14 protein-coding genes and 1 pseudogene are annotated in these 16,177 nt (G+C 39.3%); 5 read left to right on the forward strand and 10 right to left on the reverse strand.

What is annotated here, in order from left to right:
* Window positions 1–144 precede the first annotated feature (144 nt).
* A pseudogene (locus tag H6G74_RS23590) lies at window positions 145–351 on the forward strand (hypothetical protein); the annotation flags it as partial.
* 205 nt (window positions 352–556) lie between these two features.
* Window positions 557–3,175, forward strand: a complete 2,619-nt coding sequence (gene ppsA, locus H6G74_RS23595; protein ID WP_190969968.1) for a phosphoenolpyruvate synthase — start codon at window positions 557–559, stop codon at window positions 3,173–3,175.
* A gap of 38 nt (window positions 3,176–3,213) precedes the next feature.
* Here the strand turns inward: ppsA and H6G74_RS23600 are convergent, their stop codons facing one another.
* The 5 genes from H6G74_RS23600 to ssb form a co-directional block, all read right to left on the reverse strand.
* Window positions 3,214–4,218, reverse strand: a complete 1,005-nt coding sequence (locus H6G74_RS23600; RefSeq protein WP_190969969.1) for a ParB/RepB/Spo0J family partition protein — start codon at window positions 4,216–4,218, stop codon at window positions 3,214–3,216.
* Between the two features lie 84 nt (window positions 4,219–4,302).
* Complete coding sequence (iscB, locus tag H6G74_RS23605; protein ID WP_190969970.1) at window positions 4,303–5,586, reverse strand: RNA-guided endonuclease IscB; 1,284 nt, start codon at window positions 5,584–5,586, stop codon at window positions 4,303–4,305.
* A 207-nt stretch (window positions 5,587–5,793) separates the two neighbouring features.
* Window positions 5,794–6,588, reverse strand: coding sequence for a ParA family protein (locus H6G74_RS23610; RefSeq protein ID WP_190570473.1), 795 nt, complete (start codon window positions 6,586–6,588; stop codon window positions 5,794–5,796).
* Window positions 6,589–6,726: 138 nt separating this feature from the next.
* A complete protein-coding gene (locus H6G74_RS23615) occupies window positions 6,727–7,146 on the reverse strand; it encodes a hypothetical protein (protein ID WP_103125688.1) in 420 nt (139 codons plus the stop codon).
* A gap of 73 nt (window positions 7,147–7,219) precedes the next feature.
* Window positions 7,220–7,603 carry a single-stranded DNA-binding protein gene (gene ssb / locus H6G74_RS23620; protein WP_190969971.1) on the reverse strand — a complete coding sequence of 128 codons (384 nt, stop codon included), beginning with the start codon at window positions 7,601–7,603 and terminating at the stop codon, window positions 7,220–7,222.
* Window positions 7,604–7,838: 235 nt separating this feature from the next.
* Here ssb and H6G74_RS23625 point away from each other — a divergent pair, with 235 nt between their 5' ends.
* Window positions 7,839–9,014: a hypothetical protein gene (locus H6G74_RS23625; protein WP_190969972.1), complete on the forward strand. Its 1,176-nt coding sequence runs from the start codon at window positions 7,839–7,841 to the stop codon at window positions 9,012–9,014.
* Between the two features lie 42 nt (window positions 9,015–9,056).
* Window positions 9,057–9,752, forward strand: a complete 696-nt coding sequence (locus tag H6G74_RS23630; protein WP_190969973.1) for a hypothetical protein — start codon at window positions 9,057–9,059, stop codon at window positions 9,750–9,752.
* 150 nt (window positions 9,753–9,902) lie between these two features.
* Here H6G74_RS23630 and H6G74_RS23635 read toward each other — a convergent pair whose 3' ends face one another.
* From H6G74_RS23635 to H6G74_RS23655, 5 genes are all read right to left on the reverse strand, one after another.
* Window positions 9,903–10,586: a hypothetical protein gene (locus H6G74_RS23635; RefSeq protein WP_190969974.1), complete on the reverse strand. Its 684-nt coding sequence runs from the start codon at window positions 10,584–10,586 to the stop codon at window positions 9,903–9,905.
* Between the two features lie 78 nt (window positions 10,587–10,664).
* Complete coding sequence (locus tag H6G74_RS23640) at window positions 10,665–11,540, reverse strand: AAA family ATPase (protein ID WP_190969975.1); 876 nt, start codon at window positions 11,538–11,540, stop codon at window positions 10,665–10,667.
* Window positions 11,537–12,496, reverse strand: a complete 960-nt coding sequence (holA, locus tag H6G74_RS23645) for a DNA polymerase III subunit delta (protein WP_190969976.1) — start codon at window positions 12,494–12,496, stop codon at window positions 11,537–11,539. The genes H6G74_RS23640 and holA overlap by 4 nt, the downstream gene beginning before the upstream one ends.
* A gap of 121 nt (window positions 12,497–12,617) precedes the next feature.
* The gene (locus H6G74_RS23650; RefSeq protein WP_190969977.1) at window positions 12,618–13,400 is read right to left on the reverse strand and encodes a hypothetical protein; all 783 of its coding nucleotides are present in this window, start codon (window positions 13,398–13,400) and stop codon (window positions 12,618–12,620) included.
* 88 nt (window positions 13,401–13,488) lie between these two features.
* Window positions 13,489–15,306: a 3'-5' exonuclease gene (locus tag H6G74_RS23655; RefSeq protein WP_190969978.1), complete on the reverse strand. Its 1,818-nt coding sequence runs from the start codon at window positions 15,304–15,306 to the stop codon at window positions 13,489–13,491.
* Window positions 15,307–15,447: 141 nt separating this feature from the next.
* Between H6G74_RS23655 and H6G74_RS23660 the strand changes: the two genes are divergently transcribed.
* Window positions 15,448–16,074: a 2-phosphoglycerate kinase gene (locus H6G74_RS23660; protein WP_190969979.1), complete on the forward strand. Its 627-nt coding sequence runs from the start codon at window positions 15,448–15,450 to the stop codon at window positions 16,072–16,074.
* Window positions 16,075–16,177 lie beyond the last annotated feature (103 nt).

Below are 16,177 nucleotides of genomic sequence, written 5' to 3' on the forward strand. Positions count from 1 at the left end.
TGAGTTTGGTGAAATAGATGAAATAAGAGTAGAGTATCAAAACAGGCGATGGCGTTCCGCCCACCGTAGGTGATCGTTTCCCGCCGCCTTTGTGCTAGGAAGAAAGTTGTGCAGGGTGTAACAGTTTAATGGTAAGTGTGAGAAATGGCACATTTACCCCAACAAATCATCTCAGAACGAATCGACGATGTGGTTCTGTTGCTAGAGGTGATGAAAAAAATGGGACTACCACAAATCCTCAACCAACATTTGCCACGTCACTGGAAACAGGAAGGACTGGATTGGGGATGGGTGGCTTGCATTTGGTTATCATATATCATCTCACAGGGCGACCACCGAAAAGTACGTCTGTTTTGTTTATTGCCTGAACCGAGCAGATTGGCATCCAACAAAACACGATCGCATCGCGGTAGCGGCAGCTAGTGAGCGATGGCGCAGAGCGTCCAGCATAGCTGATCGCCGCACAAAAACGCCCATGCACACCGACCGTCGAGATTCTAGAGGTTGTGATGCAGTCAAAATTACCAAAGTATGAATTGCCAAAGGAGGAAAACTGATGAGTTCATTTGTCCTTTGTTTTCAAGATATTGACAAAACAAAACTCAAGCTTGTTGGGGGTAAAGGCACGAACCTGGGGGAACTTACCAAGATTGAAGGAATACTTGTACCAGATGGCTTTTGTATTTCTACTGAAGCTTTTAAAAGAATAATTGGGAAAACGTCGTCGATTAACGAATTACTCGACCAGTTATCGCATCTATTGGTGGAAGACCGGGATAAAATCAGTGAACTTAGCGGTGAGATTCGCTCTTTCATCGAAGGGATAACCATCCCTCAAGACATTAATGAAGAGATCGCGCGCCTTCTCTCCAGGCTTGGAGAAAAAAATGCCTATGCAGTACGATCCAGCGCAACTGCTGAGGATTTACCGACAGCCTCTTTTGCAGGTCAGCAGGATACGTATTTGAATATTATCGGAACGGAGGCAATTTTAAAGCATATCAGCAAGTGCTGGGCATCGCTATTTACCGAGAGGGCAGTAATTTACCGCCTTCAAAATGGCTTCGACCACCGCAAAGTCCACCTGTCTGTGGTTGTTCAAAAGATGGTCTTTCCGCAGGTGGCAGGAATTTTGTTTACTGCCGATCCCGTCACTTCTAATCGGAAGGTGTTATCCATTGATGCGGGCTTCGGACTTGGTGAGGCTATGGTCAGAGGCCTTGTGAATGCTGATATCTATAAAGTGTGTAACGGCAAGGTGATCGATAAGAAGATACCCACCAAAAAACTAGCTATTTACGCCTTAAAAGATGGCGGTATGAAAGAACAGGAGATTGAGCCTGAACGCCAGAACAGGCAAGCACTGACAGACGAGCAGATTTTGCAGCTTGAGGGCATCGGTAGGAAGATTGAAGCACATTTCGGACACCCCCAGGACATCGAATGGTGTTTGGTTGATGACACATTTCATATTGTCCAGAGTCGCCCCATCACGACTTTATATCCTATTCCTGAAGCAAATGATCGGGAAAATCACGTTTATGTATCTGTTGGTCATCAACAAATGATGACTGACCCCATCAAACCATTAGGATTGTCTTTATTCCAGTTAACAGCTGCTCGACCCATGCATAAAGCTGGTGGACGGTTGTTTGTTGATATTACACAGGATCTGGCTTCACCTGTGAGAAGAACAATTGTGGTAGATGTTTTGGGAAAATCCGATCCGCTTATAAGGGACGCACTTATGACCATACTAGATCGGGGAGATTTCATAAAATTGTTACCAGATGACAAGCAAGAACAAAGTTCCGGTAACACCAATAAGGGTGTATCGTCTTTGGATTTTCAAACGCTGACTGAATACGATCCGGCGATCGTTCCCGATTTGATTGGGCGTAGTCAAACATCGATAGACGAGTTAAAACAGAACATCCAGACGAAATCAGGAGCGGCTCTGATTGATTTTATTCTGGAAGGTATCCAGCAATTAAAGAAGAGTTTATCCGATCCACAAAGTTTTGGTGTGATTATGACTGCTATGAATGCTTCATCGTGGATCAATGAAAAAATGCAGGAGTGGTTAGATGAAAAAAACGTAGCAGACACGCTTTCTCAATCTGTACCCAACAATATTACTTCCGAAATGGGACTGGAATTATTGGATGTCGCAGATGTGATTCGTCCTTATCCTGAAGTAATTGATTATTTACAACAGGTAAAAGATGATAGCTTTTTGGATGAATTGGTTAAGTTTAATGGAGGAAAGGAAACCCAAGACGCTATCTCTGCTTATCTCAAGAAATACGGAATGCGATGTGCCGGAGAAATCGATATTACTAAAACTCGTTGGAGTGAAAACCCAGCTACACTTGTCCCCATGATTCTCAGTCACATCAAAAACTTTGAGCCTAATGCCAGCGATCGCAAATTTGAGCAAGGGCGACAGTCAGCTTTGAAAAAAGAACAAGAGTTATTAGAGCGATTGGAGCAATTACCGGATGGTGAACAAAAGGTCGAACAGACAAAACGAATGATCGGCTTAATCCGGAATTTCGCTGGTTATCGAGAATATCCAAAATACGGCATAGTTAATCGCTACTTTGTTTATAAGAAAGCTTTACTCAAAGAAGCCGAACAACTCGTAAAAGCCAACGTTATTAATGAAAAAGAAGATATATACTATCTCACTTTTGAAGAACTTCACGAAGTCGTATGCACAAATAAACTGGATTACCAGATCATCAGCAAACGAAAAGACGATTACAAATTATATGAAAAACTAACTCCCCCACGTGTTATTACCTCTGACGGTGAAATCATTGCGGGTAAGTACAAACGAGAAAATCTCCCAGCCGAAGCTATTGTAGGTCTACCTGTTTCTTCTGGAATTATAGAGGGACGAGCGCGTGTCATCTTAAACATGGAAGATGCTGATCTAGAAGATGGAGATATATTAGTCACCTCCTTTACTGACCCTAGCTGGACACCATTGTTTGTATCCATAAAAGGTTTAGTCACCGAAGTTGGTGGACTAATGACACATGGAGCAGTTATCGCACGTGAATATGGATTACCAGCAGTTGTTGGAGTGGATAATGCTACCAAACTGATTGATGACGGACAGAGAATTCGGGTTGATGGAACGGATGGCTATGTAGAAATCCTAAGTTAATATACTCTGTAATGATGACTTAATGTATGAGTTGACTTCTAGCCATCCACTACCTTTGACAAAGAGTTCTCCGAGACTAGACTACCTTGCTGTAAAGAAGGATCATCTTTGTTTTCTTCTTCTAGAAGTGCTTCAATTTGAGCAAAAAGCTTATTAATTTTTTTTAGCTTTTTCTCATCATTCCAAATTTTACTTTTTCTAAGTGCTTTGTATATTTTGTCAGCTTTTTCTTTTTGCTCTTGGTTATGAGATGATGGCTTATTTTCTGACTGTTGCTGAAGAATATTTCCTACTAGAATCCTAATTTCAGATAGTGATAAACCTTCTGCGATCGCTTTATTTAAAACTTCCTGCCTTTCATCATCATTTTTTATCCGGTTGATTTCCTTAGCTTTTGTATATTCAATTTCGCCTTTCTGCAATGCAGTTTGGATATCTAAATGGAGTTTGAGTAAAGGAAGACGATTGGCTACAAATGACTGCCAAGTAATTTTTCCTAACCTCAAGAATACATCTTGTATGATTCGTCCTTCATCACTAACCATAACGTTATGGTTAGAATTACCTTTGCTTTCGTTATTCATGTCATAGAGCAGTTTGACCACTGTCTCTTGGTCAACATCGAGTTCTTCGGCTAGTAATTCGAGAATTCCGATAGTTTCTTCGTAAGCGTTGAGGTCTTCCCTTTGGAGGTTTTCAACTAAGCGGAGTTTACGAGCTTTTTTTTCGTCGCATTCAATAATGACTACAAGGATTTCCTCAAGTCCTGCAATTTCACAAGCTTTGAGACGGCGTTCACCAGCGATCAGCTCATACTTATCTTCCTCAATCTTTCTAACGACTATGGGTTCTAGTAACCCTACTTCCCTAATGCTGTCAGCGAGCGATTTGAGTTTTACAGGGTCAAAATAGCGACGAGGCTGACTCGGCGGAAGGATGATTTGAGATAAAGGTAAAGTGGAATCAGATAAAGATTGTTCTTCTTCATCTCCAAATAAATTATCCAGTCCAGTAAGTTTTTCTAGTTCGCGTTTTTGGCTCATACAAAATCCTCAGTAAGCGGGAAACTCAGAGGCTTTAGCCCTGAGAGGAAAGCGACGGGAGCGAATTTATTCGCTGAGGTCTTTTTAACTTGAATAACTGTAACCATCTTTTTTGTGAATTGATTTACAGAACTTATAGTTTATTCCTTGAATCAATCCTCTCTGAGCAGAGATATTAAAGCTACCTGTAGAACGTACAGCTACACGTCCAATGTATTCACCAATTTTTTTTCCATTGGTGACAACAGCTTTAACAATATCACCTGTCTGAAAACCTTTGATAAATTTCAGTTTGGGAACATATCTATTAGGAAATCCAAATTTGTCAGTTCTACACATCTGCCTTGTTCCGTGCCCATTAGCGGTAATTAACAACGGTTTGATACCTTTGATAATTAATATTGGAGTTGATTGACCAACACAAGCAGCGTCTAACCAATGAGTTTTTTGTAATTGTTGATTAGTTCTGTTGAACTTCGTTAATCCACCAGAACCACACTCAACGGGTAAGTCAGTTGATTTTAAAACCTCTAGAAGTTTGTATCTAGTGGCATTGACTGCTGCTGCGTCAGCTAATGGTTTCTTGGCTTGTGCCAAAATTTTCTGTAATCTAGTGGGATCTTTTTTGAGAAAGTCTTTAATATCTTTAGTCCCTTTTTTGACGTTACATTTTTCGCAACTCAAAGTAAGGTTAGTGATTGAATTAGAACCTCCCTTTGAGCGTGGGTGAATGTGTTCAATCTGTAAAGGTATATCTTTGATACCACAATAGGCGCATTGTCTGTTCCATTTTTCTAGAAGAAATTCTCTGGTTTCATATCCAGCTAACGTACCTTGTTGATATTCCTTACCTTCGATTTCAGGATTACGCATTAATTGCATATCAAACTTGACTAATTCGGTACTAATCGCTGTGATTGGTGCGAATTTGCGTAATCTGTTTACCCATGTTTCAACATTGTGAACCTGGCTCATAAGGCTAGGAGCTAACCATCCTTCTGGTCTAGTTCTGTTGAGAAATCTGGGTTTTCTGTATCGTGTTTTGCGATTCCTCCTACTACGTCTTAGTTGCCTTCTGGAAATCAAAGCATCTATGATAGCGAAGCCTCTGTGCTTTAAATCAGCAGCAAAAACTACTTCACCTGTGGAATCATTGACTAATGCTATTCCCGTTATTTTAGCTCCAGGGTCTAGCTTAATTCTCAAGTCAGATACAGATGCATCTGCTCTAGATTCTTTCAGAATAATTGTGAACGGGAACCGACGATAAACGGCTGCTTTTTTGTTTCGTAATAACTGTCTAGCTTGCGCCGAATGAATTGGGTCTAAGGGTCTTTTTTCGGTATCTAAAACAAATACTTTGGACATTAGTCCCTCCTTTCGGGTAATGTTAGCTTCGTCAATGTTTTAAGAGCTTTTTACACTTGCAACACTGTTTCAGTGACTTTAAAACTGTTTAATTGCAAATGACAGAGCGGAAAACTAGCTTCGCATTCTCCGGTGTCGTGACTCAAAAAACGTAGTCAGTTAAGACTTAGACTGGTCAGTACAGCTTGCTTGATTTCTCTTACAAGCTCAGTGGCTTTGTCCCTGAGTTACTGACAGTTGAGTAATATATTTTGTAATTTCTTCGAGTATGCTAACTGCGGGGTGGTTTTTCTTGTGGAGTGCAAGTGGTAGATGTGCTTGGGTTGCGTCAGGAAAAGCTGTTGATTTAGGAATGGGGGCAGTAACGTGTATCCGTCCTTCAACCTGTTGTTTAATTTCTTCCAGTATTCCTGTGTCTTGAAGATTACGATTATCGTATTTGGTTGGAATTATACAGGCAATTTGTAATTTCTGGTGTCCTCCTTTTTTGAGTCGGGCAATTGTTTCTAGCAGTTGGTTGGTGCCAAGATAGCACTTATATTGCGTTTCAACAGGAATAATAACGTGTGAAGCAGCGACTAAGCTCATAATGCTTAGGATTCCTAAAGAAGGCGGGCAATCAATCAAAATATAATCATACTGGTCAAGTACATTTGATAGCACAAACTTGAGCCGTTGGCGGTTGTCGATGGTCAAGTCATGAAAAATTTTTTGCTCCGTACCTGCCAATTGGATATTTGTTGGTACAATGTGCATCCCGTGAATAGGTTTTTCCCATATATACAGGGGAGTTTCTTCAGCGATCGCACCATAAATAGTTTGTTCAGTTTGCAGTTTGACTTCCCCTAATCCCATAAAAGCTGTTAGCGATGCTTGTGGGTCCATATCCACAAGCAGTACACGGTGTTTTTTAGCAAGGTGGTATCCAAGATTGTGTGTAATAGTTGTCTTAGCTGCACCGCCTGACTGATTGAAAGTGGCAATTATTTTGGTTGATGACATATATTAATGAAGCGATTTTGTGAACCCATGTCAGCGATTCTACCAAACAGTGGATTTTTATTTTGGATTTTTGAAAAAAAATAACGCTAGTTCAAACCAGTAAACCTGTCTGGACTAGCATTATTCAGTTAGTTGGTTCTAAAATGGGGGTTCTTCGTCTAGGTCTTCATTTGTCGAAGTAACGTTATCTTCGAGTAGTTCCTTGGCAAAATCGGGAGTTTCGGGCGAGTGAGAATTTTTGCTAACTTGGGTGAGTTCGTTAATCGGTTGTGCTGAGATAAAGTTTCTAATTACGAATGTGGCAATCTTTTCTTTGTACTCACCCCTGTTATCCACTACTAAATCAAGATATCCTTCTGCTGTACCATGTACGCCTTCCCCCTGTTCGTTGATGAGGACAGCAGGTGCGCCCTTGGAACGGAATGGTATCTCGTCAGTAACGACTCCTTCCTTGGAACGGTAGTAGAATTCAGCAATCCCAAAAGCAATCAAGGAACCTTCTTTGTCGTGGGTTGTGTTCACTGATTTAAGATTAATAGTTGCAGTATTATGAATCATGGTCGTTTGGTTTGTAGATTGATTAGATGGTTAATCGCCTATGATTTACACTGCATAAGCGATTTGTAACTTTCTAGAAATTTGCGTTAGCTACAGCCTGTGTTTCGTTTGATACAGAAGTAGATGTAGATTCTTCCTTACGGGGTGAACCTAATAATTCGATTGCATTGATTGTAATTACGGGTTTTTGCCGCATAGTGCCAGAATTTTTATCAGCCCAACGATCAAATCCAAACTCACCAGTAATTGCAATCTGAGTTCCTTTACGAACGTAATTTCCAATCACTTCTGCTTGATTTCCCCAAGCGACTAAATCAAACCAAAGAGCTTGTTCACTTCTGTAGGGTGGTCTTACTGCAATAGAGATTGAAGCCTTAACTGCACCGGACTCGAAAAATTTAAGATCAGGTTCTTGTCCGCATCTGCCAACTAGCATGACTTTGTTGATATAGTTCATAACGCGAGAATTGATATATTTCTTTTATTGCTGCGTCAGCATTAGTTCTTTTAATATCTATCATTTTGACGAATTGTTTTATTTAAAGCACACTTTTTGATTCATACTTGTGAGTTATTTTTTATCCCTGTTTCTCATTGCATTGCGGTTTTTACTAAGGAACGGCTAATTATCCTGTGCTATGGTGGTATCGCAAATGTCGTGGTATGTATCTAAAAATTATAAGTAATGACTTATGCTTGAATATCTTCTCCTAAAGCGAGTAAGTATTTGTAAGCTGATGCTCTTGGCTTTGATGTGGATACAGTTCGATGAAGACAGCCAAAATCAGCTAACTCCTGACTACTCTTCACCTTTGCAAGTAGAAAATCTTACGTGGTTAGGAGAAACATATGTTGGAGAAGAGGTTGAGTATTTTTGTGATGTTTCCAATACCGCTAGGATAGGCGTTTGGAGAGAAATTCTAGAACTGAAGTTAGTAGATTTAACTGCTGATTTGCCAACTTGTTTGCACGATGCTTCATGGTTTGCTCTACTGGCAATTACTATGATGTTGGTGGATAAGGAATTAGAGGGGATATGCGTACACCCACAAGATGAGTATTTTGCCCGGACTATTGCGCTTGAAAGTTTAGCTGATTTGGGTGATTCTTACTTAGCTAAAGGACATCCTTATTTAGATTTTCCTTTATCATTAGAAGACGCTAAATCATTACTGCCAGTTCATAGAAAGCAGGAGCTAGAAATCGAGTTAGAGAAATTTCTTATTGATACTTATGAAGACGATTTTGATGATGAAGCACCGGATATGTGTGAGTTTTCATCCATCTACTTGCAAGATATTTTAAAAGAGTTTTTTGTTGAATCTGACTGGCAGGGTGGTATCAATCAAGAGGCGGTTGTACAGCTTCAAGAAAAGTATGGTTCACAATATTCAGAAGGTGCATTCTCTCCTGAAACTAACGAACGCGAGCGTTGGGGTAAAACGCTTGTTTTTCTAAAACAGTTTATAGGTCTGGATTCTAGTTTTATCGAAAGCCAAAGCGATTTGTTCCTTGATGAATCTCAAGCAGCTGATTTACCTGATTACTTTTGTATCAAGTCTCATTTAGAACGTTGGCAAGACCGAACAGTAATTTTATCCCGGTTGGTTCATACTTTAGTTTATTTTTTGGTGGCAGGACAAAATTATCGTCCCAGTCATATACAAGATTTGATGGCTATTCCAGCTTCTTCACGGGCTATATCCAGCCTACAAGCTTGTTTAGGTGTAGCTGCTTACAGAAGTGGTTATTACATGGCTGCTTCAAATATTCCCGAATCAGAAATTGGGCGGAACTGGTTGCTAGAAAAAGCTTTCCCTAACCTGCTTGAGTTTTATCAAACAGGTCGTTTGAATGGAAAACAATAATTAATATTCTGCTGTTGGGTTAATAAAGACAAATTTATTTTTATGAAAAAATATTTATTTATAGGATTATTCTTACTGGTTGGATGTTCATCTCCAGAAAAAGAAAATAAAGTTTCAGCTATAGAATCAAATCCTTCTCCTACGCCTTCATTATCCTCAACTAATGTTAATAATGCTACGCCGTCACTAAATTCAGAAGTGTTACCTGATTTATCGAATAAAGAAAAGCTTGGAGAAGTTAGTGCAGAGAACGACTTAATTGACTCGTTTTATTTTGATGGTAATGGTGTAAAAGTGGGTTTGACTGTAGCGGCTGATAAAGCTTGTTTTATCTACGTGCGGCGTAGTACTCCAGACCGAGTTGGTGAGGTTGAAATTGAGTCACTACAGCGCGAAAAGTTAGGTCTATGGCGTTCGTATAATACTCAACGTCTTCTAACTCAACCTGCTGGCAATAGACTAAACGTTTATTCATCAAGTGAGGAACTTTCTTCTACTTATGAAAATCCTGCCATATCACCAGAAATTCTTGTAGCAGCAAAAGAATTGAAGGAGCGTGAAAAATCATTTAAATTACTTTTGCGTCAGGACTTGGGGGCAAGTGATTCAGCAAGACGAATTTATGTCAATCAGTGTCAAAAATTAGGCAATTTTTATTACAAGGAAGAACTTCCTCCTCTCACGGACAAAGAGAGGAAGGAATTTGGGAGGAGTGTTGAAAAAAGTACTAACAATTAGTTATTAAAACAGTGACTCAGATCTTGCACCTCTCCGTACAATTACAGCCAAATTCAAAACATTGACGATAAAGCTACCTTCTTTTTATCGGCTTTTATCGCTAAATCAAGGGTTATGGATTAATACTGAGTAATAAAATTACATCAACTTTTATTGGTGCAAGATGTGAGGTGACAATTGCTCCATCTTAGTATTACTTTCAGTTGAATTTGCTGTAACAGGGTGTTTGTTGTTATTTGACGACTTTTTACCCCATCCCTCTTTCGCCGCGTGTTTGACTACACGAGAACGGATATCAGCAGCCAGGGTTTCATAATCAGAGCGGATTTTGTCATACGAAATCGGAGTGGTACCAATCTTCTCCCAGAGGTTTTCGTAGTTGAAATTCTTGAAAGGTTTGTGCCTGACAAGGGCATTATAACTTGCCCAGAGGTAAACATCTGTCCATTCGGATGATAGCGGCACTTCAAAAGCAATTGGCATCATTAAAGCAACAACTTCGCTGCTAGAGGCAAGTTTACCTACTTCTCTCTTGTCTATCTCTTGTAAAGCTGCATCTAATCTATCAACTGCGATCGCGCGCCAAACCCAGGACGGAACTGTCTGTTGCCAGCCGTTCTGGTGAGTGACAGTTGGCCCGGCGATGTATTGAACAATTTCACGACCTGCTCCTGCTAGATCGAGTAGGCTGGCTGTAACAGCTTTATTAATCCCTTGGCTGGTTAGTAACTGAAGTATCTTTCTAGTGCTAGGGTTTAATATTTCGCTGGTTTTTTGGTTTTTACTGTTGCGGATGGTTTCTTCGACATCGAATAAACTGTGTTGCTGGTTCATATCTTTTATGTGTAAACAAATACTGCCAGCTAGAAATACTTCTAACTGGCAGTGCTTTTTGATAATGAGTGGGTTTTGTTATGGCAGAAGTAGGCTATCCCAAACGCTTCTGGGAGTAACGTGATGCAGCAATTGCCGTCTTGCCTGGGTGAATTTAGCTAGTAGCTTAGTGCTTTTTAATTTCTGCCACCAGTTGTATTGCAGGTAAGTAAGCAACCATAACTGCGTCTGGTGATTCCAGCTTGAGATGGAGTTACTTAAACTGAGTGCGTTGAGGATATCATCAGGAGGCACTTCCAGTTGACTTGTGATTTCTTGTGAAATGGAAGCTAACATTTTAATATTGGCGATCGCTTGACCAGGACTGCCCGAACTGATAGCTAGTATTTTTTCTGTTGCCTCAATCTGTTGGTCTTTAAGAACAGAAATAACCTCCTCATCAGTCAACCTTTGGAAAGGTATGATTTGACACCTACTCTTGATAGTGGGTAATAGCTTTTGAGGATAGGATGATATCAGAATAAACGTTCCAGTTTTGGGTTCTTCCAGCGTCTTGAGAAGTTTGTTAGCGGCAGTAGGGTTGAGCATATCTGCTTCGTGGATAATCACCACCTTTTGCTTGCCCTCGACTGCACTAGTTGAGAGAAATTCAATTACCTCGCGCATATGTTCTACTCGGATAGCAGGGACACTTTTCTGCTGGGAGGTGTTTTCGGTATAGGTTGGTTTGATTTGTAAGATGTCTAGATGTTTAGATTCTCCTGCGATCGCGGAGCGACTTTTTCTTGAGAGTATTGCATTTGCGAATGTCAAAGCAATTTTTCCTTTGCCTACTCCCTCAACTTCGCTGCTAAATAGGTATGCGGGAGCAATTTGATTACGTTCGATTGCTTCAGTTAGTAGAAGTTTGGCGGTATGTTGTCCGATGATTTCTGTAAATAAGTTGTTTTTCATATCGTGCAAATTTCGATAATTCGGCTAGTTAAATTGTTAGTGCCGCTTTTGAGTTCCGTTTCGAGTTGTAAAAGTAAGGTAAGGCTGTTTTTCAGTTTTTGAATGCCTACAAACTTGATTTCATCTTTGAGGTAATACAATCTTTTAGGGTTCTTCAATTCGGCTATTTCTGCAATCTTCATGTCAGATAATTTAGCTTCTACGCCAACTTTAGTTATTAGCCAAGTGCGAAAAACTGACGTAAGAGTTGCTACTATTTTGAGTGGATGTTCATTACTATCTACTAGTTTATCCACCTGCGCTATTGCCAAGTTTGAATGATTTCTTAACATAGCCATAGTAAGCTTTTGGTAGTCAGTATTGTGATTACTAACTAATTGTTGTATTTCCCCAAGAGAAATAATTTTTTCACTTGCATAGACAGCAAGTTTAGCAAATTCGCTATCGGCTCGTGCAGTGTTATTACCAATTGCTTCGACTAGATAATCGGTCACATCCGGTGTAAGTTTAACTTGATGGATAGCTGCATACTTCCCTATCAAATTAACTATCCCCTTTTTATCCCAACAAGGAACGAGAGGAAACTCTTCTTGTTGAGCATATTTTAAGATAGTTTTCACTACTGTTCTTCGGGAATCTGGCTTTTTGTTACTAGTAATTAAAAGAATGTTACTTGCAGGGATTCGAGAAAGTTGATTTTCAAGTCCTTGGTTATTATCCTCATTTGATAAACCTCCAATTAAATGATCGCTGTCTGTATGAACAATTTTATTACCATCTCCAAAGGGTAAAGTCATAACCTCAGTAAAAACCTTGCTAGCAATATTTTTCTCATTTCCAGATAGCTTGATGTAGTTAAAAGCTTTCCATTCAGTATGAACATTTTGATTCACCAAATGGTTTATTTTTTGATTGAGCGAATAGGTATCTTCGCCGTAGTATAGGTATACTGGCATCACAAATTAGATAAACATCTAATTATCATGCGTTAGTTATAAGCAGTGGTTAAAAAAAGAAGAGTTAGTATTAACTCTTTCTGCTTGGTATTTATTATGTAGTGACCAGTAAATACCTTACTTAAGTTTGTACTAGTTGTACAAAATTTTGAATTGAGTCTTTCTCAATATGGTTCTCTACTGGTTTATTACCTAAGTATTTGCGCCAAGAATCTAACTGTTGAAGATACTCTATTACTCCACTAGAACCAGCTACCTCGTATAGTGTAATAGCTGTTTCCCATTCCTTTAAGCTGGCTTGTTTCTCTGAGAGAATTTTGACTATAGCTTCGGGAAGTTTAGTGTCTTTATCAGTATCTAAATGTAGGTGTGGTGTATTTTCTAGTAATATTTCTTGTTCAGATAGAGTAACACCATCATCTTCTATATTTCTAGTATGAAGTTGAACACTAATCTCTGATAAAGGAAGAGTATATTGAATAAATTTTTTAACTTTTCTGGTTTTAGTATTTCTCCTCTTTGGTTTAATGATAACTGGGTTGTTTGGTTCTGCAACTTCGTAACATTGAGGGAGTTCTAGAGAGAGTTGACCTGTTAAGTGCCATGATGCGCTTCGTTTTTCTGGTGGGGTAATGCGATAAGAGAACTCAGCTGTTTTCCTGGGGTCGCCAGACTTTCTTAATTTGACCCACATGTTGTAGCTGATAATTCCTTGGATGTAAGTTTTTGGGTCTAATATTACTGGGTTTGTGTTTTCCCACCACTCAATTTGAACTACGCGATCGCCATCTAATTCGTAGATAGTTCTAACTCTAGCATTAGGATGAGACGACAGGAATGAGTTTACCCAAGCCCTTTGCTTTTTATTAAGCCTGGGCTTGCGATAAGAGGATTTATTTTTCATTAGTTACAGACAAGTGAGAATGTATGAATTTGAAAAACCTTCATATTTATTAGCTTTGAGATTTACGTAAAATCTCAACTTTGTTCATTTAGAAAAGAGATAACTGACGTTTGTTACTTTCTAGTGTTGTAGGAGCAGCTATTTTGAGGATTTCTTCTCGCCTTTTTTCAATAAGGTGAAGATAGTATTGACGTGAGTAATTCTCCTTATTGCTGATATTATTTATGCCGTTAATTCCGTAATAGTAAGTGACTACATCTCCAGGTTTTCCTAGTTTGAGGATTTCTTTTTCGCCCTCTTTAATTTTGCGTGTGATTGCAAGTTTTTCTTTTGGATATTCCCTTGATAAAATCTGGGATTTGATGTGTGCATAATAATCTTCTGCTGCTGATACATTTTGAATTAGCAGGGTTAAATACTCAATAGAAAACTCTTTCTCTAGTTGAGAGCGATCGCGGTTGCGCCAGTTGCCTTTAGTGATAATTTTCCCGTCTGGAAGCCATAAAAGGTAATTTTTGGTTCCCCGTTCGGGGATAAACATAGCGTCAGCGATAAACTCTAGCTTGACAGTTATCCCTTTAGGCAATTGAGATTGCAGTAAATTACGTACCTCTTCTGGGTTGGGATGTGTGAAAAACACTCCATCAGTGTCAACTTCCACAGGAGTACCGCCGTGCCGAGTGATAATTTCAATCATTAGCTTGAGTACTTTTCGACTGTAGGCTGTAACTAATGCAGCAGCCTCCATATCATTGAAGGCGAGTTCAGAGGTGCCGAAGAATCCAAACTCGGAGTTAGCTAAAACCTTGACGGATTCTCTTTTTTCCTTAGCAGCAATATCTCCAGCAGATGCAAGTTGTTCCAACCTAAATTTTTCATTCACCAAATATTGCAGAATACTTAGCCCAATACGTTCTGTATCTTTAATTGAGCAAATACCCTTGTTTAGCATTGCCCAAGGGTGCATTGAGCTAATATCTGCATATCCAACCCTTCCATACAGTCCAGGAATAGAGTAAGCCATCCCTCCCTGAAATTTGTATTTGCGATCGGGTTTTGGTTTATAACCTGGATAATGATGCTCAAATATTCGCTCCCATTTAGTACCATTACCAGCAAGTGTTAGCTGCTGGAGGTTCATTTCCGGTACAATTAGTGCTTCGTAATAGTATGAGGGTACAAGTCTATTCGCAATTAGCCGGGTGTCTTCAAGGTCGTAGACAAGATACTCTTTCAGGCGTTTCCATCCCTTACTGTTGGGGCCATCTTTCCAACAACTGAGGATTTCTTCATAGGGAAGAACTAGCCTAGTCTTCTGGCGCAGTCCCATGTCCAATACAGCCTTTTTGAGCGATCTGCCGTTAGTTAGCTTTTTGGCTATGAAATCCCACCTCAGAACGCAGATATAAATGTCTACGTGTTGGCTATTTTGGATGAACACCTCCTGAATTTTTAGTGGCTCGCCCCGTACTTGGGCAGTACGAATAGTCCGAGATTTAGATGCAACTTTAAATGGGTGTTTTATACCGTGCAAGTTGCATCGCGTAATAATAAATGGAATATCAAATGCCATCCCGTTATATGTGAAAATAACATCTGGATTTCTTTTACTGAGATGGTTGATAAAATTGGTCAGTATTTTAGCTTCTGAGATATCCATGAAAATAGTAGGATATCCCCTTGAATCCATACAACCAATAGCATAGATACGGCTTTCAAAGGGGTTGATTCCTGCTGTTTCGATATCGACAAATATTTGTGAAAGTTCCTGATACGGCTTGAGTTGTATTTTGGGTTGCCAAGGTTTTATTGGAGAGGGGTCTTTCCAATAAATGTTTAGTTTGTCTTCATCAACAACGATTATTCCTCTAGATTTTTTTACAAAATCTCTGTGGTTATAATTCATTAATTAGAGATTTTCCTAATTCATGTTGATATTAATTTTTAACTATCAAGTTAACTGCGTATGCTGCTGTGGTAGTAAATGTTAATTTATTTGGTTATTTGATTAAATAAATATAGAAATAAGTATGGTTAATCAGTACTTATGAATGAATTAAGCAATGAAACACGAGTGATTTTAATTGGTGGCTCCTCTCATGTAGGCAAATCCACCCTTGGCCAATCTTTGGCGGCGAGGCTTGGTTGGAGTTATCGTTCTACAGACAAACTCGCTCGGCATCCTGGACATCCTTGGGTGGGTGCAAATAGAAATGCTATTCCAGAACACGTAGCAGAACATTATGGAACTTTGTCTGTTGACGCTCTTTTTGTAGATGTATTGTCGCATTATGAGAAAAATGTGTTACCGCAAGTCGAGATTATCGTTCATTCTCATGCGTCTGATTTATCAACGGAATGCCTTATCCTTGAAGGCTCTGCATTATGGCCTGAATTTGTAGCGAATTTAGTTAGCGAAAATGGTGTTAAAGCGATTTGGCTTACGGCTAGTGACCAACTCTTCTCTTACCGAATCTTTAGTGAAAGTAATTTTTATAATGTAAGTGAGGATAAAAAGCACCTAATTCAAAAGTTTTTAGACCGTACCTTATTATATAATAAACGCATGAGGGAAAAGGTTGAACATCTCGGATTTATGTGTATTGATGTAGAATCTGTGTCAGTGGCAGACGAACTTTCAAAGAAATGTATGGAATTAATGCATGTTGCTTAAATGAGAGTATTTTAATAAATATTAAGCCCTTTAGTAGTTTGAGCATTTTAACTGTTACTAGAAAACTATAAATGGAGGGTTATTACTATAGTTATAACCCTCC

The sequence above is a fragment of the Nostoc spongiaeforme FACHB-130 genome, assembly GCF_014698475.1.
Classification (GTDB): Bacteria; Cyanobacteriota; Cyanobacteriia; order Cyanobacteriales; family Nostocaceae; genus Nostoc_B; species Nostoc_B spongiaeforme.

Bases quoted from the DNA above. Each gene is read 5' to 3' on its own strand.
- ppsA (WP_190969968.1), top strand. From the start codon at position 557: ATGAGTTCATTTGTCCTTTGTTTTCAAGATATTGACAAAACAAAACTC.
- H6G74_RS23600 (WP_190969969.1), bottom strand. From the start codon at position 4,218: ATGAGCCAAAAACGCGAACTAGAAAAACTTACTGGACTGGATAATTTA.
- iscB (WP_190969970.1), bottom strand. From the start codon at position 5,586: ATGTCCAAAGTATTTGTTTTAGATACCGAAAAAAGACCCTTAGACCCA.
- H6G74_RS23610 (WP_190570473.1), bottom strand. From the start codon at position 6,588: ATGTCATCAACCAAAATAATTGCCACTTTCAATCAGTCAGGCGGTGCA.
- H6G74_RS23615 (WP_103125688.1), bottom strand. From the start codon at position 7,146: ATGATTCATAATACTGCAACTATTAATCTTAAATCAGTGAACACAACC.
- ssb (WP_190969971.1), bottom strand. From the start codon at position 7,603: ATGAACTATATCAACAAAGTCATGCTAGTTGGCAGATGCGGACAAGAA.
- H6G74_RS23625 (WP_190969972.1), top strand. From the start codon at position 7,839: ATGCTTGAATATCTTCTCCTAAAGCGAGTAAGTATTTGTAAGCTGATG.
- H6G74_RS23630 (WP_190969973.1), top strand. From the start codon at position 9,057: ATGAAAAAATATTTATTTATAGGATTATTCTTACTGGTTGGATGTTCA.
- H6G74_RS23635 (WP_190969974.1), bottom strand. From the start codon at position 10,586: ATGAACCAGCAACACAGTTTATTCGATGTCGAAGAAACCATCCGCAAC.
- H6G74_RS23640 (WP_190969975.1), bottom strand. From the start codon at position 11,540: ATGAAAAACAACTTATTTACAGAAATCATCGGACAACATACCGCCAAA.
- holA (WP_190969976.1), bottom strand. From the start codon at position 12,496: ATGCCAGTATACCTATACTACGGCGAAGATACCTATTCGCTCAATCAA.
- H6G74_RS23650 (WP_190969977.1), bottom strand. From the start codon at position 13,400: ATGAAAAATAAATCCTCTTATCGCAAGCCCAGGCTTAATAAAAAGCAA.
- H6G74_RS23655 (WP_190969978.1), bottom strand. From the start codon at position 15,306: ATGAATTATAACCACAGAGATTTTGTAAAAAAATCTAGAGGAATAATC.
- H6G74_RS23660 (WP_190969979.1), top strand. From the start codon at position 15,448: ATGAATGAATTAAGCAATGAAACACGAGTGATTTTAATTGGTGGCTCC.